The sequence below is a fragment of the Pseudactinotalea sp. Z1739 genome, from assembly GCF_049725055.1.
Lineage (GTDB): Bacteria > Actinomycetota > Actinomycetes > Actinomycetales > Beutenbergiaceae > CALKWS01.
Window position 1 is genome coordinate 56,347 of record NZ_JBMPQA010000007.1, and the last position, 23,923, is coordinate 80,269.

The following is a 23,923-nucleotide window of genomic DNA, read 5'->3' on the forward strand; positions in this document are numbered from 1 at the left end:
TCAGAACATCGCCGCGAACAGGCCGCGGAACCACGAGAGGATGTCATCGAGGCGGGTGAGCAGGATCCCGAAAATGGTCTGGCCGGCGGGGGTGACGGCCAGCGCGGTGATCAGCGCGGCCAGGCCGGCCAGGATGAGGCCGGTGAGTTGCCAGTTGGAGATGCGGTGCTGGTACAGGCGCGAGACGCCCTTGGCGTCGATGAGCTTGCCGCCCACGCGCAGGCGGGTCAGGAAGGTGGAGGCCATTCCGGCCCGGCCCTTGTCGAGGAACTCCACCAGGGTGCCGTGGGTGCCCACGGCCACGATGAGTTCGGCCCCCTTGTCATCGGCGAGGAGCATCGCCACGTCCTCGCTGGTGCCGGTGGCGGGGAACACCACCGGTTCCAAGCCGAGTTTCTCCACGCGCTCCCGGCCCGGGGCCCGGCCGTCCCGGTAGGCGTGCACCACGATCTCTGCGCCGCTGAGCAGGGTCCTGTCCGACACCGAGTCCATGTCCCCGACGATCATGTCGGGTTTGAGGCCGGATTCCAGGATCGCGTCGGCTCCGCCGTCCACCCCGATCAGCACCGGCCGGTACTCGCGGATATAGGACCTCAGCATGCTCAGGTCCTCGCGGTAGTGGTAGCCGCGTACCACGATCAGGACGTGCCGGCCCTCCAGATCGGTGCGGACCTCGGGAACTCCGACCCCGTCCAGGAGCAGTTCGCGCTCGGCCCGCATGTAGTCCATGGTGTTGGCCGCGAAGGCCTCCAATTGGACCGAGAGTCCGGCCCGGGCCTCCTCCATCGCCTCCTCGACCGTCGCGGGGGTCTGCTCGGTGCCCTCGGCCACCACCGAGCCCTCGGCGTCGAGGACGGTGTCGGCCTCCAGGCGTACTTTGCTGCCCTCCGAGAGGGTCATCACGTCCGAGCCCAAGTCGTCCAGCAGCGGGATGCCGGCCTCGATCAGGATCTGCGGGCCCAGGTTGGGGTAACGCCCGGAGATGGAGACCGCGGCGTTGAGTACCGCGGCCGGCCGGCAGGCGACGAGCGCCTCGGCCGAGACCCGGTCGATGTCGATGTGGTCGATGACGGCGACCTCACCGGGTTTGAGGCGCTTGGTCAGGGACTTGGTCCGGCTGTCCACGCGCACGCTGAGCAGATCACCCGTCGTGGGCGTGTCGTCGGTGCCGGCGCGTTTGGACAGGGTTCTCATCCGATCTATGGTCGCACGTGCGTGCGGGCCAGCAGGTCAGCGGCATGCTGACGGGCGGCCTGCGAATCTTCCTCGCCGGAGAGCATACGGGCCAGTTCGGCTTCGCGACGCTCACCGTACACGTGCTCGATATCACTGTTGGTCACGCTCTGGGCGTCCGTGCGCTTGGTGACCACCACGTGTTTCTCCGCGAACGCGGCTACCTGCGCCAGGTGCGTGATCACGATCACCTGGGTATGCCGCGCGAGCTCGGCCAGCCGGCGGCCCACCTCCATCGCGGCGCGGCCGCCCACTCCGGCATCGACCTCGTCGAAGACGAACGTGGGCAGCGGCTCGGCATCGGTGGCCCTCGATCGGGCCAGGGCCACCTCGATGGCCAGCATCACCCGGGACAGTTCCCCGCCGGAGGCTCCCTTGCCCAGGGGCCGGGCCGGTGCCCCGGGATGCGGGGTGAGCAGGAACCGGACATCCTCGGCGCCGTGCTCGCCCGGCTCGGTCCGCGGCTGCAGTTCCACCTGCAGTGAGGCCCCGGTCATGGCCAGGCTCGCCAGTTCGGACTGCACTGCCGCGCACATGGTCTCGGCGGCCCGCTGGCGGCCCCGGGTGATGGTGGTGGCCAGCGTCTCGGCGGCCTCGGTCCGCTCGGCCAGATGGGCGACCAGCCCTTCACGCCCCGCCCCCGGTGCGGTGAGATCGGCGATGCGTTCTTCGGCCCGCTCGAGGAAGGCGAGCAGCCGGTCGGCGGCGTCGGCGTCGGCGTCGGCCTCCTGTGCCGGTGCGTAGGTGCGGGCGGCCTGGGCGATCGAGGCGCGGCGCTGGTGCACCAGGTCCAACCGGGCCGGGTCGGCCTCGAGCCGGGCCAGGTACCCGGCGGCTTCGCCCGCCAGGTCCGAGAGCACGTACGTGGCCTGGTCCAGCTGGGTGGCCCAGTCGGCGATATCGGAATCGAAACCCGTGGCCGCCTCCACCTGCCGGTGGGCCTGTTCCAGCAGGGCCAGCACGTGCACGCCCTCAGCGTCCGGGCCACCGGAGAGTGCCGCCGAGAGGCTCGTCGCGGCCAGGCGCAGGTCCTCCACGTTGCCCAGCCGTTCCGACTCTGCCCGCAGCCGGGCGTCCTCACCGGGTTGGAGGTCCAGTTCCTGCACCTGCGCCACAGCGCTGCGCAGATGGTCCAACTCGGCTTCCCGCTGCCCCTCGTCGGCGTCCCAGTCCGCCAGTGCCTGCTCGGCCGCCAACCGCTCCCGGTGGGCGCGGGCGAAGGACCTGAGGGTGTCGGCGTGGCCGGCGAAGTCGTCCAGCGCGGCCCGTTGGTGAGCCGTGGAGCGCAGCCGGTGCTGGTCGCTCTGGCCGTGCACGGTGACCAGGGACTCCCCCACCTCGGTGAGCAGTCCGGCCGGCACCGAGCGACCACCCAGGTGGGCCCTGGAGCGGCCGGTGGCCGAGACGCTGCGCGATACCAGGAGGGCGCCGGCGTCCAGGAGTGCGCCGGCGTCGGTGGCCACCCGTTGCGCCGGGTGCCCCGGTGGTGGGACCAGCCGGCCCTCGGCCGTGGCCTGCTCCGCTCCGGGGCGGACCGCGGCGGAGTCGGCCTTGCGGCCCAGGATGAGTGCGAGCCCGCTGAGCACCATCGTCTTGCCTGCTCCGGTCTCTCCGGTGATCACCGTCAGGCCCGGTGCAGGTTCGATCCGTGCGGCAGAGATCACACCCAGGTCGGTGATGGACAGTTCCTCGATCAATTCTGCTGCCCCGTCCCGCGCCAGCCCTGGACGGGCAGGTTGAACTTGTGCACCAGCCGTGCGGTGAAGGGTGCGGTGTTGAACCGGGCCAGGCGGACCGGCCGCTGGCCGCGCAGCACGTCGATGTGGGCCCCTGGCGGCGCGCTCAGCCGCCGCCGGCCATCGCACCACAGCACAGCCTGGGTCAGGCTGCGGGAGAGGACCTCCACCGACATCCTGGAGTTCGGCCCCACCACCAGCGGCCGGGCGAACAGCGCGTGCGCGCTCACCGGCACCATCAGCATGGCCTCCACATCGGGCCAGACGACCGGACCACCGGCGGAGAAGGCGTAGGCGGTGGAGCCGGTGGGGGTGGCCAGCACGACCCCGTCGCAGCCGAAGGTGGACAGCGCCCGCCCGTCGATGCCCAGCGCCACCTCGATCATCCGCTCGCGCTGATCCTTCTCCACCGAGACCTCGTTGACCGCCCATCCCGAGCGGGTGGAGCCGTCCGGATACTGCACGGTGACGTCCAGGGTCATGCGCTCCTCGACGGTGTAGTCCTGCTCGGCGGCACGGCGGACCAGGTCGGTGAGCTGTTCCGCCTCGTACTCGGCCAGGAAACCCACGTGACCCAGGTTGATACCCACCAGCGGGGTGGGCCGGGACCGGGTGAGTTCGACGGTGCGCAGGATGGTGCCGTCCCCGCCGAGCACGATCGCGAGTTCCAGGTCGCCGTCGTCGGCCTGCCAGACCGCCTGGATGCCGTAGCGGCCCAGCTCCTCGGCAACCAGCGCCGCGGCACGCTTGGCCGCGGCACGGTGCGGGTGGGCCTGCACCAGAAAACGTCGTGTCATGGGACCGCCCCAGCCGGCCCGGTCCGGATCGCGGTGTCGATCGCTTCGGCGAGTTCCTCCCCCGCCAGCGCCTCGGCACCCCTCGCGGCGCCGTGACGCAGGTGCAGGAAGTACTCCACATTGCCACTGGGCCCGGGTAACGGGCTGGGCACCACGGCCAGCGCACCCGCACCGAGCCCGGTCGCGCACCGGGCCACCTCGGCCACGGCCCAGGCGCGCAGACTCTCCTCCCGCACCACCCCGCCCGAACCCAGGCGCTCCCGGCCCACCTCGAACTGGGGTTTGACCATGAGCAGCAGGTCCGCCCGGTCGGCACTGAGCGCGAGCAGCGCGGGCAGCACCAGCGTCAGGGAGATGAAGGACAGGTCGGCGGTGATGAGCTCCGGAGGCGGCTGCACCTGATCCGGCATGAGGGTGCGCACATTGGTCCGGTCCAGCACCGTGACCCGTTCATCGGTGCGCAGTTTCCAGTCCAGCTGGCCATAACCCACGTCGAGGGCGACCACGTGCGCGGCGCCGCGCCGGAGCAGTACGTCGGTGAATCCGCCCGTGGAGGCTCCGGCGTCCAGCACTCGGCGGCCCCGCACCCGCGGTGCCCGCTCGCCGAGCGCATCCAGGGCGCCGGCCAGTTTGTGTCCGCCTCGGGAGACGTACTCCGGGGCGGCGTCCTGGTCGGCCGGAAGCAGGCGGACAGGCTGGGCGGGCAGCAGTTGTGTGGCGGCTTTGGTGGCGCGTTGCCCGTCCAGCAGCACCCGGCCGGCGCCGATCAACTCGGCCGCGTGCTGGCGCGACCGGGCCAGACCCCGGCGCACCAGTTCGGCATCCAGGCGCACGCGTCGCGACACGTCAGTTCTCTGCTTCGGCCAACCGGTCCTGCAGGGTCCGGTACAGCGCCTCGAAGGCGGGAACGTGCGCAGGCAGGTCCGTTTCGGGAAGGTCTGCCACGGCACGCAGCGCTGCCGCGATCTCCGGGTGTTCGGTTGCACTGCTCACCTCCTGCCTCCTTTCGGTGCCCACGCTACCGTGATCGGTGCTCAGGCCTGGTCGACCATGCGCACGTGTGGGAAATCGGCGGGCAGGACCGAGTCCACTCCCGCCACGTCGCTGGCCTCCCAGGCAGCGGCTGCTGCGGCCCGTACCTCATCCACGTCCAGTTCGTTCGTGTGCTGCCCGAGCGTGACGTCGCCGCCGTCCCGGCGGAGCACCACCGCCTCACCCTCGATCCGCGCCGCCGCGCCGGCGCAGGTCCACCACCCTTCTGCGCGAGTGGGTTCGGGGTGCGGCTGGGAGAGCGCACGCAGGTCGAGGCCGAGGAAGGCAGGACGACGAGCGCCGACGGCGCGGAGCACCTGGGTGGGTCCGTCCACACCGGTACACACGTGCAGCCCAGGGATCTGCGCGGCACGGGCTCCGGCCAGGTCGGTATCGAGACGGTCCCCCACCACCAGTGGTCGCTGCGCACCGCCCGCCCTGGCGGCTTGGTGGAAGATCTCGGGTCCGGGTTTGCCGGTGCTTCGCGGTTGTACGCCGGTGGCGGCCACCACCGCTGCCACCAGGGCTCCGTTCCCGGGGGCGAACCCGCGTTCGGTGGGGAGTGAGGCATCCAGGTTGGATGCCACGTGCTGGGCGCCTGCTGCAATGGCGTAGGCGGCCTCGGCGAGGTCGTGCCATCCGATCTCGGGGGTGAACCCCTGGACGACGACCGTCGGGGACTGCGTGGCGGATTCCACCAGGTGCAGCCCCTCGTCCGCGATGGCTTGACGCAGGCCCGCACCACCGATCGCAAGGACACGGGTGTGCTCATCTGCCTCGGCACTGATCAGCGCGGCGGCCGCCATCGCGGCTGTGGTCACTTCCTCGGGGCCCGTCGGTATACCGAGGTCGGTGAGATGGTCGGCCACAGTCTGCGGGGTGCGGGCGGCGTTGTTCGTGACGAACACCGTGCGCATGCCTCCGGCGCGCGCCACCCGAATCGCCGCCGGGGCATGCTCTACCGCAGCGGCGCCGACATAGACCACGCCGTCCAGGTCCAGCAGGGCACAGTCGAAGGTGTCCTGTAACGGCGCGGTGCTCCCGATCAGGCCGGTCACCGCGGGTGGTCCTGGCCGCGGTGCTCAACCCCCGGTAGTTCCAGGAAGACCACGTCATCATCCTCAGGTTCAGGCAGTTCCGCCTGCAGAGCCGCCGCCTCGGCCTCGCGCCCCAGAGCCTGGAGGACGTTGATACGTTGCTCGCTCACCCGGATCTGCTCCCCCGGCCCGCCCACACCTGCGACGCTGTCCAACGTCAGCAGCGCGGCTTCGGGCTCGCCCAGGTCCATCCGTGCACCGGAGGCCACGATCGCCAGTTCTACTCTGTCCACCGCGCTCATGCCCGGCGGCGCCTCGGCGGCCAGGGTCAGCGCCCGCTCCGGCCGGCCCAGCCCCCGCTCACAGTCGGCCTCGATGGCCCGGTGAGCGTCCACCCCGCTGAGCCTGCGGACAGTACGCAGCTCGCGCAACGCCTCCGCATAGTTCCCCAGCGCATAGGCGGTCAGCGCCACGGCCTCCCGCACCACGTCCACTCGCCCGGCACGGCGCAGGGCAGCCTGGGCGTGAGCGTAAGCCTGTTGCGGATCGGTATCGAGCAGCGCACCGGCCATCACCAGATGCTTGGCCACGCCCTCGGCGTTGTCCTTGGACAGCGTGCGCAACCTGGCCCGGGCAGCCCGGTCCAGATCCGTGGCCTCGACGTCGGGATCGATCGGAGGATCGGGTACCCGCTCGGCGCGCTCGGCTTCGCGGGGGCGGCGCGACCGTTCGGATCCGCCCGGGCGTCCTGGACGGGCTGACCCGCCACGAGACGTCCTTGACCCGCTGTCCCCGCGGAAGCCCCCGGGCCGGCTGCGCGAGCCGCCACCTGTTTGACCTGATCGCACTGTCGCCTCACTGAACCTTCGATTGAACCGGCTACACCCTATCGAGTTGATCGACCTCCAGAAACGACTGAGGGCCACCCAGAAAAATCTGGGTGGCCCTCAGCGAAAAGTTGTCCGGCGGCGACCTACTCTCCCACGCAGTCTCCCACGCAGTACCATCGGCGCAGAGGGGCTTAGCTTCCGGGTTCGGAATGGATCCGGGCGTTTCCCCCTCGCTATGACCGCCGTAACTCTGTGGAGATGTCATCGGTTTCCCGACCGTATCTCGGGAACCGCACAGTGGACGCGTAGCATCATTCAATTCTGAATGAGTAATCAAGTTATCGGCATATTAGTACCGGTCAGCTTCATGAGTCGTTAGTCCTCACTTCCACATCCGGCCTATCAACCCAGTAGTCTAGCTGGGAGCCTCTCGGGGCAAGCCCCATGGAAATCTCATCTTGAAGCAGGCTTCCCGCTTAGATGCTTTCAGCGGTTATCCCTTCCCAACGTAGCTAACCAGCCGTGCTCTTGGCAGAACAACTGGCACACCAGAGGTTAGTCCGTCCCGGTCCTCTCGTACTAGGGACAGCCCTTCTCAAATTTCCTGCGCGCGCAGCGGATAGGGACCGAACTGTCTCACGACGTTCTAAACCCAGCTCGCGTACCGCTTTAATGGGCGAACAGCCCAACCCTTGGGAACGACTACGACCCCAGGATGCGACGAGCCGACATCGAGGTGCCAAACCATGCCGTCGATATGGACTCTTGGGCAAGATCAGCCTGTTATCCCCGGGGTACCTTTTATCCGTTGAGCGACGGCGCTTCCACGAGCCACCGTCGGGTCACTAGTTCCGACTTTCGTCCCTGCTTGACTTGTCAGTCTCACAGTCAAGCTCCCTTGTGTACTTACACTCGACGTCTGATTACCAACCAGACTGAGGGAACCTTTGAGCGCCTCCGTTACATTTTAGGAGGCAACCGCCCCAGTTAAACTACCCATCAGGCACTGTCCCTGGTCCGGATTACGGACCGAGGTTAGATATTCAGAACGACCAGAGTGGTATTTCAACGATGACTCCACAACCACTGGCGTGGCTGCTTCAAAGTCTCCCACCTATCCTACACAAGCCGTACCGAATACCAATACCAAACTATAGTAAAGGTCCCGGGGTCTTTCCGTCCTGCTGCGCGTAACGAGCATCTTTACTCGTAGTGCAATTTCGCCGAGTTCGCGGTTGAGACAGCGGAGAAGTCGTTACGCCATTCGTGCAGGTCGGAACTTACCCGACAAGGAATTTCGCTACCTTAGGATGGTTATAGTTACCACCGCCGTTTACTGGGGCTTAAATTCTGAGCTTCGCTCCGAAGAGCTGACCCGTCCTCTTAACCTTCCAGCACTGGGCAGGCGTCAGTCCGTATACATCGTCTTGCGACTTCGCACGGACCTGTGTTTTTAATAAACAGTCGCTTCTCCCTGGTCTCTGCGGCCCTCAAACGCTCCCACCGCTAGGGTGTTCACGCCTCAGGCCCCCCTTCTCCCGAAGTTACGGGGGCATTTTGCCGAGTTCCTTAACCACGATTCTCTCGATCGCCTTAGTATTCTCTACCTGACCACCTGAGTCGGTTTGGGGTACGGGCGGCTAGAACCTCGCGCCGAGGTTTTTCTAGGCAGTATAGGATCGCCAATTTCCAGCATTCGCTGTCACCTTAAGTTCTCAGGCATATGAGGTACGGATTTGCCTATACCTCGCCCTACAACCTTGGACGTGCCAAGCCATAAGACACGCTCGGTTACCTTTCTGCGTCACCCCTGTTAATACGCTTACCTACTACCGGTTCGGGTCGCGCGCTCCACACAGAACAACTCCGAAGAGTCGAACCGTGCTTCGGGCGCTTAGCATCACCGGATTCGGTATGGGCGGTTCTTCGCCGGTACGGGAATATCAACCCGTTGTCCATCGACTACGCCTGTCGGCCTCGCCTTAGGTCCCGACTTACCCAGGGCGGATTAACCTGGCCCTGGAACCCTTGGTCATTCGGCGGACGGGTTTCTCACCCGTCATTCGCTACTCATGCCTGCATTCTCACTCGTATGGCATCCACGGCTGGATCACTCCGCCGCTTCTCTCGCCATACGACGCTCCCCTACCCATCTACACGCCTGGATCCGATGGTCAAGCCATCGGACCAAGCACAAATGTAAATGCCACAACTTCGGCGGTATGCTTGAGCCCCGCTAAATTGTCGGCGCGGAATCACTTGACCAGTGAGCTATTACGCACTCTTTCAAGGGTGGCTGCTTCTAAGCCAACCTCCTGGTTGTCTGTGCAACTCCACATCCTTTCCCACTTAGCATACGCTTAGGGGCCTTAGTTGGTGGTCTGGGCTGTTTCCCTCTCGACCATGAAGCTTATCCCCCACAGTCTCACTGCCACGCTCTCACTTACCGGCATTCGGAGTTTGGTTGACGTCAGTAACCTTGTAGGGCCCATCTGCCATCCAGTAGCTCTACCTCCGGTAAGAAACACGTGACGCTGCACCTAAATGCATTTCGGGGAGAACCAGCTATTACGAAGTTTGATTGGCCTTTCACCCCTATCCACAACTCATCCGCCCAGTTTTCAACCTAGGTCGGTTCGGTCCTCCACGCGGTCTTACCCGCGCTTCAACCTGGCCATGGATAGATCACTTCGCTTCGGGTCTAGGGCACGCGACTCAGTCGCCCATTTCGGACTCGCTTTCGCTACGGCTTCCCCACACGGGTTAACCTCGCCACGTACCGCTAACTCGCAGGCTCATTCTTCAAAAGGCACGCCGTCACCCCTGCTATGGAGGCTCCGACGGGTTGTAAGCAATCGGTTTCAGGTACTATTTCACTCCCCTCCCGGGGTACTTTTCACCTTTCCCTCACGGTACTTGTCCGCTATCGGTCATCAGGTAGTATTTAGGCTTACAGAGTGGTCTCTGCGGATTCGCACGGGATTTCTCGGGCCCCGTACTACTTGGGATACTCGTCGAGAGATCGCACTATTTCGTCTACGGGAGTGGCACCCTCTGTGCTCGACCATTCAATGTCGTTCGACTATAGCGCGATTTTGTAACTCTCTGTCTGCACGGCAGTACAGACTGACAAGTCCCGCAACCCCGTAAGTGCAACGCCTGCCGGCTATCACACACCTACGGTTTGGCCTGTTCCAATTTCGCTCGCCACTACTCTCGGAATATCTTTTCCTGTGGGTACTGAGATGTTTCACTTCCCCACGTTCCCTCCGCATGCCCTATGTGTTCAGGCATGGGTAACTGGACATGACTCCAGCTGGGTTTCCCCATTCGGAAATCCTCGGATCACGGTTCGTTTGCCAACTCCCCGAGGCTTATCGCAGGCTACTACGTCCTTCTTCGGCTCCTGATGCCAAGGCATCCACCGATTGCTCTTAAAAACTTGACCACAAAAATCAAAGATGCTCGCGTCCACTGTGCAGTTCTCAAGCTACGGGCGGTTCCCACCGGGCTCCTCCGCTTGCCGGCTTTGTGGCCGGTAGTTCGAAGGTCCGCCGGGACCGACGTGCTCCCTGTACGAGCACGGCATTGCTGCCGGTCTCGTACCGGGGTCCGAAGGATGGGTTCTTCACCCGCTCCCTCAGGACCCAACAGTGTGCCATGCGTCCCGAACTCGAGCACCGCGCGTTCCTGACCAACGAAGTGGCCGTACTGACTCGAGCACTCTCACTCGTTCCTCAATCAATGTTCCACCCGTGAGCACCACCTCAGATCGTACGTCTGAGTAGTGGGCCTGGACGCATTCGTACAAATGCACGCTATACGCCAGATGCTCCTTAGAAAGGAGGTGATCCAGCCGCACCTTCCGGTACGGCTACCTTGTTACGACTTCGTCCCAATCGCCAGTCCCACCTTCGACGGCTCCCTCCCAAAAGGTTGGGCCACCGGCTTCGGGTGTTACCGACTTTCGTGACGTGACGGGCGGTGTGTACAAGGCCCGAGAACGTATTCACCGCAGCGTTGCTGATCTGCGATTACTAGCGACTCCGACTTCATGGGGTCGAGTTGCAGACCCCAATCCGAACTGAGACCGGCTTTTTGGGATTCGCTCCACCTTACGGTTTCGCAGCCCATTGTACCGGCCATTGTAGCATGCGTGAAGCCCAAGACATAAGGGGCATGATGATTTGACCTCATCCCCACCTTCCTCCGAGTTGACCCCGGCAGTCTCCTATGAGTCCCCACCTTTACGTGCTGGCAACATAGGACGAGGGTTGCGCTCGTTGCGGGACTTAACCCAACATCTCACGACACGAGCTGACGACAACCATGCACCACCTGTATACGAGTGTCCAAAGAGACGACTATCTCTAGCCGCTTCTCGTATATGTCAAGCCTTGGTAAGGTTCTTCGCGTTGCATCGAATTAATCCGCATGCTCCGCCGCTTGTGCGGGCCCCCGTCAATTCCTTTGAGTTTTAGCCTTGCGGCCGTACTCCCCAGGCGGGGCACTTAATGCGTTAGCTGCGGCGCGGAACTCGTGGAATGAGCCCCACACCTAGTGCCCAACGTTTACGGCATGGACTACCAGGGTATCTAATCCTGTTCGCTCCCCATGCTTTCGCTCCTCAGCGTCAGTAGTGGCCCAGAGACCTGCCTTCGCCATCGGTGTTCCTCCTGATATCTGCGCATTCCACCGCTACACCAGGAATTCCAGCCTCCCCTACCACACTCTAGTCTGCCCGTACCCACTGCAGGCGCGAGGTTGAGCCTCGCGTTTTCACAGCAGACGTGACAAACCGCCTACGAGCTCTTTACGCCCAATAATTCCGGACAACGCTTGCACCCTACGTATTACCGCGGCTGCTGGCACGTAGTTAGCCGGTGCTTCTTCTGCAGGTACCGTCACTTTCGCTTCTTCCCTACTGAAAGAGGTTTACAACCCGAAGGCCGTCATCCCTCACGCGGCGTCGCTGCATCAGGCTTTCGCCCATTGTGCAATATTCCCTACTGCTGCCTCCCGTAGGAGTCTGGGCCGTATCTCAGTCCCAGTGTGGCCGGTCACCCTCTCAGGCCGGCTACCCGTCGTCGTCTTGGTGAGCTGTTACCTCACCAACTAACTGATAGGCCGTGAGTCCATCCCAAACCGATAAATCTTTCCAGACGCTACAGATGCCTGTGCGTCTCGTATCCGGTATTAGCTCCGGTTTCCCGGGGTTATCCCAGAGTCTGGGGCAGGTTACTCACGTGTTACTCACCCGTTCGCCACTGATCCACCAGAGCAAGCTCTGGCTTCACCGTTCGACTTGCATGTATGAAGCACGCCGCCAGCGTTCGTCCTGAGCCAGGATCAAACTCTCCGTAGATGCTTAATGGCAACTGCGACCTGAGCCGCACTTGCCGACATTACGAAGTGGCTCCGTTAAGAGCCGCTTAATGATTCTGGCTGGATCGAATCCCATACGGGGTATGAGTTCGATCTAACCAAACAAATGTTGGCATTGATTGATATGACACACTGTTGAGTTCTCAAGGAGCGGATGCGCACCGTTATGATCCCTCTCGGGCTCACCTCGGGGCAACCTCTTAAGCCTACATCACCTGGGCGATGCTTGTCCAACCGGAGTTCGGTGGATCCTGCTGGATCCGCCGCCCTCGTCATGGGGCTTGTGTTTCCCTGCGCCGGGCCGTTCGCCGATCGGCTTCCGTCCCTCTCGCTGCGGGGCAACGAGAAGTAACATTACGAGCCCCCGGGGCGGGTGTCAAATCTCTGCCGGGGCGCTCCGATCCGACCGGTTTCGGGCCTCGCGCCCGCCCTGACCTGCACAAACGCTCCGATCGCCGCAGCCCGGGCGGGCAGTTGAGGCCCCTGCTCGACGGAAGTATGACGCAGGTCACCCCAGGTTGGCGCCGGGGGCGTCAACCGGCGCGGATGGCCCCGAGATTGCGCCGTCCACGACGCAGGAGGGCCACGTTGCCGGCAAGCAGGTCGTTCTCGGTCAGGACCCGGTCCGGGTCGGTGACCTTGTCGTTGTTCAGGTACGCCCCGCCGTCGGCCACTGTGCGGCGGGCGGCGTTGCGACCGGTGCTCAATCCGGCGGCCACCAGGGCGTCCAGGATCGTTGCCTCGCCCAGGTCGAGGGCACCGCTGGGGATCTCCGCGACGGCGTCGGCCAATGTGGCTGCGTCCAGGTCGCGCAGGTCCGCGCGTCCGAAGAGTGCCTTGCTCGCAGTCATCACCGCCTCGGTGGCGGCGCGCCCGTGCAGCAGCGTGGTCACGTCCTGCGCCAGCACCTGCTGGGCCGCCCTCGCGTAGGGGCGCTCCTGTACGTCCGTGGCCAGGGATTCGATCTCCGCGCGGGTGCGGAAGGTGAAGACCTTCAGGTAGCGCACCACGTCGGCATCGGCGGTGTTCAACCAGAACTGGTAGAAGGCGTACGGGCTGGTGAGTTCGGGATCGAGCCAGATCGCCCCACCCTCGGACTTGCCCATCTTGGAGCCGTCGGACTTGGTGATCAGCGGCGTGGTCAGCGCGTGGGTTGCGACCCCCTCGGCCTTGCGGATCAGTTCCACCCCGGACAACAGGTTGCCCCATTGGTCGTTGCCGCCCACCTGCAGGGTGCAGTTGTGGCGGCGGAGCAGTTCCAGGAAGTCCATCCCCTGCAGGATCTGGTAGCTGAACTCGGTGAAACTGATGCCCTCGTCGGAGCGAAGCCGGCGGGCCACGATGTCCTTGGCCAGCATGGTGCCCAGGCGGTAGTGCTTGCCCACGTCCCGGAGGAAGTCGATCGCGCTCAGGTCCTTGGTCCAGTCCAGGTTGTTGACCATCTGCGCCGCCGCCGGGCCGGAGAACTCCAGGAAGGGTTCGATCTGGCCACGGATGCGCTGCACCCACTCGGTGACCACCTCGGTGGAGTTCAGGGCGCGTTCGCCGACGTCGCGGGGGTCCCCGATCATGCCGGTCGCGCCACCGACCAGTGCGAGCGGACGGTGCCCGGCGTCCTGCAGGCGCCGCATCGTCAGGATGAGCACCAGGTGCCCCACGTGCAGGCTGGCCGCGGTCGGATCGAAGCCGCCGTAGAAAGTCACCTGACCGCTCTTCAGGGCCTGCCCGAGGGCCTGTTCGTCGGTGGACTGGGCGATCAGGCCGCGCCAGCGGAGATCGGCAAGAATGTCGCTCATCGTGCCTTCTGCGAGGTCGGGGACGCAGTCCGCGTCCGGGTGGAGGTGATGCCGGTCCGAACCCTACCGGGAGCGTCCGGAGCCGGGGCGACCGGCCGCCCGCCCCGGCCGGAAGACCGAGACGTGCCGGTCGCCGGTGATCCAGAACCGCCACGGGTAGGTCGCCGGGTCCCCTCCGGGGCCGTTCACGCCCACCCGCGCTCCGGTGGATATCGGCACGGACCGGTCCTCGGCGCAGGGCCGGTGCAGATGCAACGGTGCGTCGGCGTCCGCACCCAGCCGGGACCCGTTGTGCGCCCCGGTCAGACCCAGGGCCACGGCCAGCCGCCCCGGCCCCCTGGCCAGGTCGACCGCGGCGCGACACACCCCGGCCGCTCGTCGTCGTGCGAACGCGATCTCCTCCCCCTCGACCACCTCGCCGGCACGCAGCAGCACGGCCGAAGCGCGTCCGGGCGCCCCGGTGACGATGTTGACGCAGTGGTGCAGCCCCATGTGGCGGTAGACGTAGAGGTGTCCCGCGGCGGCGAACATCACCTCGGTACGGGCGGTTCGGCCCCGGTAGGCGTGCGAGCCGGGATCGGCCCCGCCCTCGTAGGCCTCCACCTCGACCAACCGGACACTCACGGTGTCGGAACCGATCCGGCTGGTCAGCACCGAACCGAGCAGGCCCGGTGCCACCGACACCGCGGTGTCGGTCAGATCGGGCGTGCGATCGGGCCCACCGGGGTCTCTACTCATCGAGCCGGCCCCAGCTATCGAGGCGCAGGTGCGCGCGCTCGGCCGTGCGTTCGCGCGCATAGAGCACCTGCTCATCGGCCATGAATGCGCGCCAGTGGCCCTCCGACTGCGTGCCGTCACGCTCCAGGCCCCGCCGCAGTCGCAGGTCATCGGGTGCGCTCACCCAGATCAGCAGACCCAGATGGGGCTGCACCACTGCCGAACCCGCTCCGCACCCCTCCAGGATCAGCACCGGGGTGCGTGGTACAGCCACCCACTCCGCGAACTCACCGCGGTGCCAGTCGTAGCGCTGGTAGCGCCCCTGCTCCCCCGCGGCCATTGGCACCAGGATCTGCTCGTGCAGCCGAGTGGATACCCCCAGGAGGCCGGACCAGCCCTCGTACAGATCATCCATGTGCACCACGTGTGCGCCGGTCCGTCGGCTGAGCCGGGTGGCCAGGGTGGTCTTGCCCGAGCCTGCCGGCCCGTCGATGCACACCAGCGTGAGCCCATCCTCGCCAGGGCCCAGCCGCGCCGGGGCATGCCGGATCCTGGAGGTGATCACCTCCAGTGCGGCATCGGTGGCACTCACGGGGACGGCGCGGGCTCCCGTGCGGTGAACGTCCGGCGCCACCGGGCCGATTCGGTCCGGGCCTGGCCGAGCTGCTCAGCCACCCGCACCGGCGCGGTGCCCCCCACGGCGTCGCGGGAGGCCAGCGATCCGGCCACGGTGAGGACCTCGCGCACCTGCGGGGTCAGATGGGGCGAGATCCCGGCGAGATCGGCGTCGGAGAGTTCGTCCAACTCGATTCCGCGCTGCTCGCACACCCGCACGCAGGAGCCGGCGATCTCGTGTGCGGAGCGGAACGGCACACCCTCACGCACCAGCCATTCGGCGATGTCGGTGGCCAGCGAGAACCCGGCCGGGGCCAGTTCGGCCATCCGCTCGGTGTGGAAGGTCAGGGTGGCCACCATGCCGGAGACCGCCGGCAGCACCAGCGCCAGGGTGTCCACGGCGTCGAATACCGGTTCCTTGTCCTCCTGCAGATCCCTGTTATAGGCCAGCGGCATCCCTTTGAGGGTGGCCAGCAGCCCGGTCAGATCCCCGATCAGGCGCCCGGCCTTGCCCCGGGCCAGTTCGGCCACGTCCGGATTCTTCTTCTGCGGCATGATCGAGGACCCGGTGGAGTAGGAGTCGTGCAGGGTGATGAAGGAGAACTCCTTCGTCGCCCACACGATCACGTCCTCGGCAAGGCGGGACAGGTCCACCGCGATCATCGCGGCGACGAAGGAGAACTCCGCCACCACGTCCCGTGCCGCGGTGCCGTCGATGGAGTTGGTCACCGGTGCGTCGAACCCCAGTTCGGCCGCGACCTCGGCCGGATCCAGTCCGAGGGAGGACCCGGCCAGGGCGCCGGAGCCGTACGGGGACGTCGCCGCGCGGGCGTCCCAGTCCACCAGCCGCTGCACATCGCGCAGCAGCGGCCAGGCGTGCGCGAGCAGGTGATGGGCCAGCAGCACCGGCTGGGCGTGCTGCAGGTGGGTGCGCCCGGGCATCGGGGCCTGTGGGTGGGCACCGGCCTGGTCGCACAGGGCATCGACCACGTCGAGCACGGCAGCGGCGATCGAGGCACCCTGCTCGCGAAGGTACATCCGGATCAGGGTGGCGATCTGGTCGTTCCGGGACCGGCCGGCGCGCAGCTTGCCCCCCAGTTCGGGTCCGGCCCGCTCGATCAGCAGCCGCTCCAGCGCGGTGTGCACGTCCTCGTCCTCGGTATCGGGCTGCACCCGGCCCGCGGCCACGTCCTCGGCGAGACCGTTCAGTGCCTGCAGCATCGCGGTGAATTCATCGGCGGTGAGTAGCCCGGCTCCGTGCAGCACCCGGGCGTGGGCCCGGGACCCGGCCAGGTCGTGCAGCGCCAGGCGCCAGTCGAAGTGGGTGGACACGCTCAGGGCGGCCAGGGCGTCAGCCGGCGCGCCGGTGAACCGTCCGCCCCACAGGGCCGCACCGCCGCCGGCCATCAGTCCGTCCCCGCTTCCATGGCCGCGGCGTCCAGCGCGTCCTGCTCGGAGTCCGCGGCCTCGGGGTTGGCGACGATCCGCTCGGCTCCACCTCCGGGCAGGGCACCGAACAGCGTGCCGTGCTCCACCAGCACCTGGCCCTGGTCCACCGGCTGCTGGGCGTACATCTCCAACTTGGCCCGGGAGTCGGCGATGTCCAGGTTGCGCATGGTGAGTTGCCCGATCCGGTCGGTGGGCCCGAAGGCCGCGCCCTCGGTGCGCTCCATCGAGAGCTTCTCGGGGTGGTAGGACAGGTTCGCCCCGGTGGTGTCCAGGATCGTGTAGTCCTCCCCCCGGCGCAGCCGCAGCGTGACCGTGCCGGTGACGACCGAACCGATCCACCGCTGGATCGACTCCCGGATCATCAGCGCCTGCGGGTCCAGCCAACGACCCTGGTAGAGCAGGCTGCCGAGCCGGCGGCCCTGGTCGCGGTAGGTGGCGATGGTGTCCTCGTTGTGGATGGCGGCGACCAACCGCTCGTAAGCGATGTGCAGCAGCGCCATGCCCGGGGCCTCGTAGATGCCACGGGACTTGGCCTCGATGATGCGGTTCTCGATCTGGTCCGACATGCCCAGCCCGTGCCGCCCGCCGACGGTGTTGGCCTCGTGCACCAGCGCCACCGGATCGTCGAACACGCGCCCGTTGATAGCCACCGGCCGGCCCTCGGCGAACTCCACCGTGACGTCCTCGGTGGCGATGTCCACCTCGGGATCCCAGAACCGCACGCCCATGATCGGCTGCACCGTCTCCAGGGAGACGTCCAGGTGCTCCAGGGTCTTGGCCTCGTGGGTGGCGCCCCAAATGTTGGCGTCGGTGGAGTAGGCCTTCTCCGCGCTGTCCCGGTAGGGCAGGTCACGCTCGGTGAGCCACTGGCTCATCTCCGTGCGGCCTCCGAGTTCGGCGACGAAGTGCGGGTCCAGCCACGGCTTGTAGATCCGCAGATTCGGGTTGGCGAGCAGCCCGTAGCGGTAGAAGCGCTCGATGTCGTTGCCCTTGAAGGTGGAGCCGTCACCCCAGATGTCCACGCCGTCGGCCTGCATGGCCCGGACCAGCAGGGTGCCGGTCACCGCCCGGCCCAGCGGGGTGGTGTTGAAGTAGGCCCGCCCGGCGCTGGTGATGTGGAACGCGCCGCAGGCCAGTGCCGCCAGCCCCTCCTCCACCAGGGGAGCGCGGCAGTCGAGGGCGCGGGCCAGTTCGGCGCCGTAGACCTTGGCCCGGTCCGGAATCCCGGAGATGTCGGTCTCGTCGTACTGGCCGATGTCGGCGGTGTAGGTGTAGGGCACCGCACCGGCCTGGCGCATCCAGGCCACCGCCACCGAGGTGTCCAGACCGCCGGAGAAGGCGATCCCAACCCGTTCGCCGACGGGCAGTTGTGTCAGTACCTTGCTCACTGGTTCTCCTTCTCGGGGTGGGTGGTGTCGCCATCGGCGAGGGCGAGGAAGCGCCCCGCCACGGCCGCCGCGGCGCCGGGTTCGGTGTCGGTGACGATCAACAGGATCGTGTCGTCCCCGGCGATGGTGCCCAGCACCTGCGGGAGCAGGGACTGGTCGATCGCCGAGGCGAGGAACTGGGCCGCCCCGGGCGGTGTGCGCAGCACCACCAGGTTGCCCGAGGAATCGGCCCCGATCAGCAGATCGGTACACAGCCGTGCCAGCCGGGCCGAGAGGTCCTCGGCGCTGGCCGTGGGGGCCACGCCGATCGCGTGCCCCTCCGGGGGCAGGGCGTAGTGCGCCACGCCGTCGGTGCCGCGCACCTTGTGGGCCCGCAACTCTTCCAGGTCCCTGGACAGGGTGGCCTGGGTGACGTTGACGCCCTCGGCTTCAAGGTTGTGCAGCAGTTCGCTCTGGGAGCGCACCCGGGTGGCGGAGATGATCCGCCGGACCAGGGCGTGCCGGGCCGCCTTGGTGGCCGGGATCATGCCTCCCCCACCAGGAACTCCAGCACCGCCTTCTGCACGTGCAGGCGGTTCTCTGCTTCCTGCCACACCACCGAGGCCTCCGATTCCAGCACGTCGGCAGTGATCTCCTTGCCGCGATAGGCGGGCAGGCAGTGCAGCACGATGGCCGACGACGAAGCCGCGGCGAGCAGGTCGGCGTTGAGTTGGTAGGGGCGGAAGGGCGCCTCCCGCTGGTCCGCCTGATCCTCCTGGCCCATCGAGACCCAGGTGTCGGTGGCGACCGCATCGACGCCCCGGACCGCCGCCACCGGATCGGTGTGCACGGACACCGACCCGCCGGTGCCCCGGGCGATCTGCTCCGCTCGCGCCAGGATTCGTGCCTCGGGCTGGAAGGCTGGTGGGGTGCCGATCCGGATGTCCATCCCGGCCACGGCTCCGGCGAGCAGGTAGGTGTGGGCCATGTTGTTCGACCCGTCGCCGACATAGGCCAGCGAGCGTCCGGCCAGGGCCGGCCCGTCGGCAGCGAGGCCGCCGGTGTGCTCGGCCACGGTGACCAGGTCGGCCAAGCCCTGGCAGGGGTGCAGTTGGTCGGTGAGTGCGTTGATCACCGGTACCTGGGCCAGTTCCGCCATCTCCTCCAGGTCGGCCTGGGCGAAGGTGCGCCAGACGATGGCGCGCACCTGGCGACCGATCACACGGGCCACGTCGGCCACCGATTCACGCCGGCCGATCCCGGCCAAGCGCCCGTCCAGGACCAGGGGGTACCCGCCCATCTCGGCGATGCCGGTGGCGAAGGAGACCTGGGTACGCAGGGTGGGCTTGTCGAAGATCACCGCGACGGACTCGGGCCCGGCCAGGGCCGTGGAGGCGAACCGGTCTGCCTTGAGTTCCAGGGCGCGCCTGAGCACCCGGTGCTGTTCGGCACTGGTGAGGTCGTCGTCGGTGCGGAAGTGGCGGGTCATCTCTGCTCCACGTGGTCCAGGATGGCGGGCAGGGCCCGGGTGAAGTCGGCGGCCTGGTCGGCGCGCAGGATCAATGGCGGCGCCATCCGGATGGCGGCCGGCCCCACGGCGTTGACGATGAAGCCGTGCTCCAGCGCGGCGGCGGCCACCGCCGGGGCCACCGGCTCGTTCAGTTCGAGCGCGATGAGCAGTCCCTCACCGCGCACCTGGGCGATCATCGGGTGGCCCAATCCGGCCAGATCGGCTCGCCAGGTGTGCCCGAGTGCGGCGACGTGGCCGAGAAGTCCGTCCCGCTCGATCACCCCGATCGTGGCCAGCGCGGCGGCCGCCGCCACCGGATTGCCGCCGAAGGTGGTGCCGTGCTGGCCGGGGGCGAAGATACCTCCCGCCGCCCCCACGCCCACGAGTGCGCCGATCGGGAAGCCCCCGGCGAGGCCCTTGGCCAGGGTGATCACGTCCGGCGTGACGCCGCCGCCCAGGTGGTCGTGGTGGTGGGCCAGCCAGCGGCCGGTGCGCCCCATCCCGCTCTGGATCTCATCGAGGATCAGCAGCGCCCCGTGCTCACGGCTGAGGGTGCGCGCCAGCGCCAGGTACCCGGGCGGGAGCGGGCGCACCCCGGCCTCGCCCTGCACCGGTTCGAGGACCAGTGCGGCGACCTTGTCGCCGTCGGTGGCGAAGGTCTGCGCCAGCGCGTCGGTGTCACCGAAGGGCAGGTGTTCCACGCCGTCGGGCAGTGGTCCGAAGGGATCGCGGTAGGCGGCCTTGTGGGTCAGGGCCAGGGCCCCCATGCTGCGTCCGTGGAAGGCACCTTCCAGGGCCAGCACCCGCGGACGCCCCGGTCCGCCGTGCAGCCGGGCGAGTTTGAAGGCGCCCTCGATCGCCTCGGTGCCGGAGTTGGTGAAGAACACCCGCGAGCCCTCAGGCACCTGCTCCGGCAGGGCCAGGTCCAGGAGACGCTCGGCCAGGGCCACCTGGGTGGGGGTGGTGAAGAAGTTCGAGACATGCCCCAGCGTGCCCAGTTGCGCGCTGATCGCCCCGGTCAGGGTGGGATGGGCGTGCCCGAGTGCGTTCACCGCGATACCGGCGAGCAGGTCCAGGTAGCGGGTGCCGTCGGCGTCCCAGACGTAGGCGCCCTCCCCGCGCACCAGGACCCGTTGCGGGGCACCGAAGGCGTTCATCAGGGCACCGGCGTAGCGACGCTGCCACACCTGCGCCGGCGCCGTACCGGGATCGGTGAGTTCACTCATGGTCGCCCCTCCACAGGCTCATCGGGCAGCACCATCGTGCCCACTCCCTCGTCGGTGAAGATCTCCAGCAGCAGCGAGTGGGCCCGGCGGCCATCGATCACGTGCGCCTGGGGCACTCCGCCACGGACCGCGCGCAGGCAGGCCTCCATCTTGGGCACCATGCCCGAGGCGAGCGTGGGCAGCAACGCGGCCAACGCGTCGGCGCGGACCTGGCTGATCAGCGAGCCGGTGTCCGGCCAGTTCGCATACAGGCCCTCCACGTCGGTGAGCACCACCAGTTTGTCCGCCCCCAGGGCCACCGCCAGGGCCGCGGCTGCGGTGTCGGCGTTGACGTTGAGCACCGCGGCCGAATCGTCCACGTCGGGGGCGATGGTGGAGACCACCGGGATCCGGCCGGCGGCGAGCAGGTCCTGGACGGCCCGGGGGTTCACGTCCACCACGTCACCGACCATTCCGACGTCGATGTTCTCGCCGTTCTCCACCGCGTGGCGTCGTTTGGCCCGGAACAGCCCGGCGTCCTCCCCGGACAGGCCCACCGCCAGCGGATCGTCGGTGTTCAGCGCAGAGACCAGGGTGCGCTGGACCTGGCCGGTCAGCACCATCCGCACCACCTCCATCGTCTCCGGGGTGGTCACGCGCAGGCCGCCGCGGAACTCCGAGGAGATCGCCAACCGGTCCAGCATCGCCGAGATCTGCGGTCCGCCGCCGTGCACCACCACGGGCTGCAGGCCGGCGTAGCGGAAGAACCGCACGTCCTCGGCGAAGGCCCGCTCGAGCCGGGCGTCCACCATGGCGTTGCCGCCGAACTTGATCACCACCACCGCCCCGGCGAAGCGTTCCAGCCAGGGCAGGGCCTGCACCAGGACCGCGGCCTTGAGGTCGGGGTCCAGATCGTCGGGAGTCGTGTCGGCGCTCATGTGGAGTAGGCGCTGTTCTCGTGGATGTAGGCGTGGGACAGGTCATTGGTCCAGACGGTGGCTCCGGCGGCACCGGCGTGCAGTTCGATCTGGATGTGCACCTCGCGGCCGGCCAGGTCCACCTCGGAGCGGTCCTGCGCGGCGACGCCGTCGCGGCACACCCACACCCCGTTGATGGCCACGTCGATGCGGTCGGCCTCGAAGGCGGCCACCTCCGGCGGCACGGTGCCCACCTGGGCGAGGATACGGCCCCAGTTCGGGTCCTGACCGAACATGGCGGTCTTGACCAGGTTCGAGCGGGTGACCGCGCGCGCTACGGCCTCGGCGGCACCCTCGGAGCCGGCGCCGCCGACCTGCACCGCGATCTCCTTGGTGGCTCCTTCGGCGTCGGCGATCAGGGCCCGGGACAGGTCCGCGCAGGCCCGGGTCAGCGTGGCGGCGAACTCCTCGGCGTCGGCCTGCCGGCCGCTGGCCCCCGAGGCCATCAGCACCACGGTGTCGGAGGTGGACATGCACCCGTCGGAGTCGATCCGGTCCAGAGTGGTGGCGGTGGCGCGGGCCAGTGCCGTGCGCGCCGTCTCGGTGTCGATCACGGCGTCGGTGGTGAGGACGCAGAGCATCGTGGCCAGCGCGGGAGCGAGCATGCCCGCGCCCTTGGCCATCCCGCCGATGGTGTAGCCCTCGCCGTCCACGACCACCGACTTGGGGACCGTGTCGGTGGTCATGATCGCCTGCGCGGCGTCGTCGCCACCGGTGCCGCTGAGCTCCCCGGCGGCCGCGGTGACACCGTCGAGCAGGGTCTGGATCGGCAGGAGTTCCCCGATCAGGCCCGTGGAGGCGACCACCACGTCCTCGGGCTCAAGGCCCAGGTGGGTGGCGACGTGCTCGGCGGTGCTGCGGGTGTGCTCGCGCCCCTGTACCGGGGTGCAGGCGTTGGCGCCGCCGGAGTTGAGCACCACCGCGCTGATCACGCCGTCGGCCACCACCTCGCGGGACCACTGCACCGGCCAACCGGTCACCCGGTTGCGGGTGAACACCGCCGCTCCCACCTGGTGCGGCCCGTCGTTGACCACCAGGGCCACGTCCTTGCCCTGCGCCTTGAGCCCGGCGCGCACGCCGGCGGCCCGGAACCCTGCCGGGGTGGTGATTGTCACGGCGCAACTCCCGTCGTCGGCAGGCCCAGCGTCTCGGGCAGGCCCAGGGCCAGGTTCATCGACTGCAGCGCCGCTCCGGCGGTGCCCTTGACCAGGTTGTCCAGGGCACAGATGGCCACCACCCGGCCGGCCCGGGCGTCGTAGGTGAGTTGCACCTGAGCGAGGTTGGCACCCACCGTGGCCGCCGTCGTCGGCCACTGGTCCTGCGGCAGCAGTTGTACGAACGGTTCGTCGTCGGTGGCCTGCGCCCAGGCGGGGCGCAGTGCCGCGGGGTCGGCCCCGGCGGCAAGGGGCACGCTCATCGTGGCCAGGATTCCCCGGGCCATCGGGACCAGGGTGGGCGTGAAACTCAGGCCGACCTGGCCGGCACCGGCGGCGTGCAGGTTCTGTTCGATCTCCGGGATGTGCCGGTGCACCCCCCCGACGGCGTAGGGCTGGGCCGAGCCCAGGGCCTGCGCGGCGAGCAGGTGCGGTGCCAGGGCCTTGCCCGCGCCGGAGTAGCCGTTGGCCAGCACGGCGACCACGTCGGCGGTGTCGATCAGGCCTGCGGCCACCCCCGGTTGCAGACCCAGGGTGACGGCCGTGACATTGCAGCCGGGTACCGCGATCCGGCGCTGCCCGGACAGCAGGTCGCGCTGGTGCGAGGCGCGCTCGTGCCCGGCCAGGATCAGTTCCGGCATGCCGTACGTCCAGGTGCCGGCGTGGGCGGTGCCGTAGAAGGCCTCCCACGCGAGGGCGTCGCTCAGGCGATGGTCGGCGCCGCAGTCCAGTACCAGGACGTCCTCGTCCAGATCCGCCGCCAGCGGACCCGAAGCACCGTGCGGCAGCGCCAGGATCACGACGTCGTGGCCGGCCAGTGCCGCAGCGGTGGTGGGCTGCAGCACCCGATCGGCGAGTTCTGGCAGATGGGGGTGGTGACGCCCGAGCGGATCCCCGGCACTGCTCTGGGCGGTCAGGGCACCGATCCGGACCTGCGGGTGGGCGAGCAGCAGGCGCAGCAGTTCCCCGCCGGCGTATCCCGAGGCACCCGCCACGGCGATAGATACAGACATTTGCATAACTATACACGCACGTGGCTACGTCCGGGTCACCTGCTCCGCACAATGCGGGACAATGGTGCCC

General features: G+C 67.6%; 18 protein-coding genes and 3 rRNA genes. All 21 read right to left on the bottom strand.

The features are described from left to right. Complete coding sequence (gene steA / locus ACO0LV_RS10595) at positions 1-1,194, bottom strand: putative cytokinetic ring protein SteA (RefSeq protein ID WP_424787865.1); 1,194 nt, start codon at positions 1,192-1,194, stop codon at positions 1-3. A 5-nt stretch (positions 1,195-1,199) separates the two neighbouring features. Further along, complete coding sequence (gene recN, locus ACO0LV_RS10600; RefSeq protein WP_424787866.1) at positions 1,200-2,930, bottom strand: DNA repair protein RecN; 1,731 nt, start codon at positions 2,928-2,930, stop codon at positions 1,200-1,202. Then, positions 2,927-3,766, bottom strand: a complete 840-nt coding sequence (locus ACO0LV_RS10605) for an NAD kinase (RefSeq protein ID WP_424787867.1) — start codon at positions 3,764-3,766, stop codon at positions 2,927-2,929. The genes recN and ACO0LV_RS10605 overlap by 4 nt, the downstream gene beginning before the upstream one ends. Beyond that, on the bottom strand, positions 3,763-4,611 hold the full coding sequence (locus ACO0LV_RS10610) for a TlyA family RNA methyltransferase (protein ID WP_424787868.1): 849 nt from the start codon (positions 4,609-4,611) through the stop codon (positions 3,763-3,765). Before ACO0LV_RS10610 ends, ACO0LV_RS10605 begins: the two co-directional genes overlap by 4 nt. Position 4,612: 1 nt before the next feature. Beyond that, positions 4,613-4,759 carry a hypothetical protein gene (locus ACO0LV_RS10615; RefSeq protein WP_424787869.1) on the bottom strand — a complete coding sequence of 49 codons (147 nt, stop codon included), beginning with the start codon at positions 4,757-4,759 and terminating at the stop codon, positions 4,613-4,615. Between the two features lie 41 nt (positions 4,760-4,800). Then, the gene (locus ACO0LV_RS10620; protein ID WP_424787870.1) at positions 4,801-5,856 is read right to left on the bottom strand and encodes an HAD-IIA family hydrolase; all 1,056 of its coding nucleotides are present in this window, start codon (positions 5,854-5,856) and stop codon (positions 4,801-4,803) included. Next, a complete protein-coding gene (locus tag ACO0LV_RS10625; protein ID WP_424787871.1) occupies positions 5,853-6,683 on the bottom strand; it encodes a hypothetical protein in 831 nt (276 codons plus the stop codon). The genes ACO0LV_RS10620 and ACO0LV_RS10625 overlap by 4 nt, the downstream gene beginning before the upstream one ends. Positions 6,684-6,795: 112 nt before the next feature. Continuing rightward, positions 6,796-6,912, bottom strand: a 5S ribosomal RNA gene (gene rrf / locus ACO0LV_RS10630). 82 nt (positions 6,913-6,994) lie between these two features. Beyond that, positions 6,995-10,113: ribosomal RNA gene (locus ACO0LV_RS10635) — 23S ribosomal RNA — on the bottom strand. 392 nt (positions 10,114-10,505) lie between these two features. Next, positions 10,506-12,030, bottom strand: a 16S ribosomal RNA gene (locus ACO0LV_RS10640). Together the 16S, 23S and 5S rRNA genes form the textbook arrangement of a ribosomal RNA operon. Positions 12,031-12,583: 553 nt before the next feature. Further along, on the bottom strand, positions 12,584-13,846 hold the full coding sequence (tyrS, locus tag ACO0LV_RS10645; RefSeq protein ID WP_424787872.1) for a tyrosine--tRNA ligase: 1,263 nt from the start codon (positions 13,844-13,846) through the stop codon (positions 12,584-12,586). Positions 13,847-13,909: 63 nt separating this feature from the next. Beyond that, positions 13,910-14,584 (bottom strand): DNA-3-methyladenine glycosylase, encoded by a 675-nt coding sequence (locus ACO0LV_RS10650; RefSeq protein ID WP_424787873.1) that lies wholly within the window; start codon positions 14,582-14,584, stop codon positions 13,910-13,912. Beyond that, positions 14,577-15,155 (bottom strand): uridine kinase family protein, encoded by a 579-nt coding sequence (locus tag ACO0LV_RS10655; RefSeq protein ID WP_424787874.1) that lies wholly within the window; start codon positions 15,153-15,155, stop codon positions 14,577-14,579. Before ACO0LV_RS10655 ends, ACO0LV_RS10650 begins: the two co-directional genes overlap by 8 nt. After that, positions 15,152-16,585 (bottom strand): argininosuccinate lyase, encoded by a 1,434-nt coding sequence (argH, locus tag ACO0LV_RS10660; RefSeq protein ID WP_424787875.1) that lies wholly within the window; start codon positions 16,583-16,585, stop codon positions 15,152-15,154. The genes ACO0LV_RS10655 and argH overlap by 4 nt, the downstream gene beginning before the upstream one ends. Further along, positions 16,585-18,015 (bottom strand): argininosuccinate synthase, encoded by a 1,431-nt coding sequence (gene argG / locus ACO0LV_RS10665; RefSeq protein WP_424787876.1) that lies wholly within the window; start codon positions 18,013-18,015, stop codon positions 16,585-16,587. The genes argH and argG overlap by 1 nt, the downstream gene beginning before the upstream one ends. Next, entirely contained in the window at positions 18,012-18,542 is a 531-nt protein-coding gene (gene argR / locus ACO0LV_RS10670; protein WP_424787877.1) for an arginine repressor, read from the bottom strand. The genes argG and argR overlap by 4 nt, the downstream gene beginning before the upstream one ends. Further along, positions 18,539-19,483, bottom strand: a complete 945-nt coding sequence (gene argF / locus ACO0LV_RS10675; RefSeq protein ID WP_424787878.1) for an ornithine carbamoyltransferase — start codon at positions 19,481-19,483, stop codon at positions 18,539-18,541. Before argF ends, argR begins: the two co-directional genes overlap by 4 nt. After that, positions 19,480-20,730 carry an acetylornithine transaminase gene (locus ACO0LV_RS10680; protein ID WP_424787879.1) on the bottom strand — a complete coding sequence of 417 codons (1,251 nt, stop codon included), beginning with the start codon at positions 20,728-20,730 and terminating at the stop codon, positions 19,480-19,482. The genes argF and ACO0LV_RS10680 overlap by 4 nt, the downstream gene beginning before the upstream one ends. Beyond that, on the bottom strand, positions 20,727-21,647 hold the full coding sequence (gene argB, locus ACO0LV_RS10685; RefSeq protein ID WP_424787880.1) for an acetylglutamate kinase: 921 nt from the start codon (positions 21,645-21,647) through the stop codon (positions 20,727-20,729). Before argB ends, ACO0LV_RS10680 begins: the two co-directional genes overlap by 4 nt. Then, complete coding sequence (argJ, locus tag ACO0LV_RS10690) at positions 21,644-22,801, bottom strand: bifunctional glutamate N-acetyltransferase/amino-acid acetyltransferase ArgJ (RefSeq protein WP_424787881.1); 1,158 nt, start codon at positions 22,799-22,801, stop codon at positions 21,644-21,646. Before argJ ends, argB begins: the two co-directional genes overlap by 4 nt. Then, a complete protein-coding gene (gene argC / locus ACO0LV_RS10695; protein ID WP_424787882.1) occupies positions 22,798-23,859 on the bottom strand; it encodes an N-acetyl-gamma-glutamyl-phosphate reductase in 1,062 nt (353 codons plus the stop codon). Before argC ends, argJ begins: the two co-directional genes overlap by 4 nt. Positions 23,860-23,923: the final 64 nt, after the last annotated feature.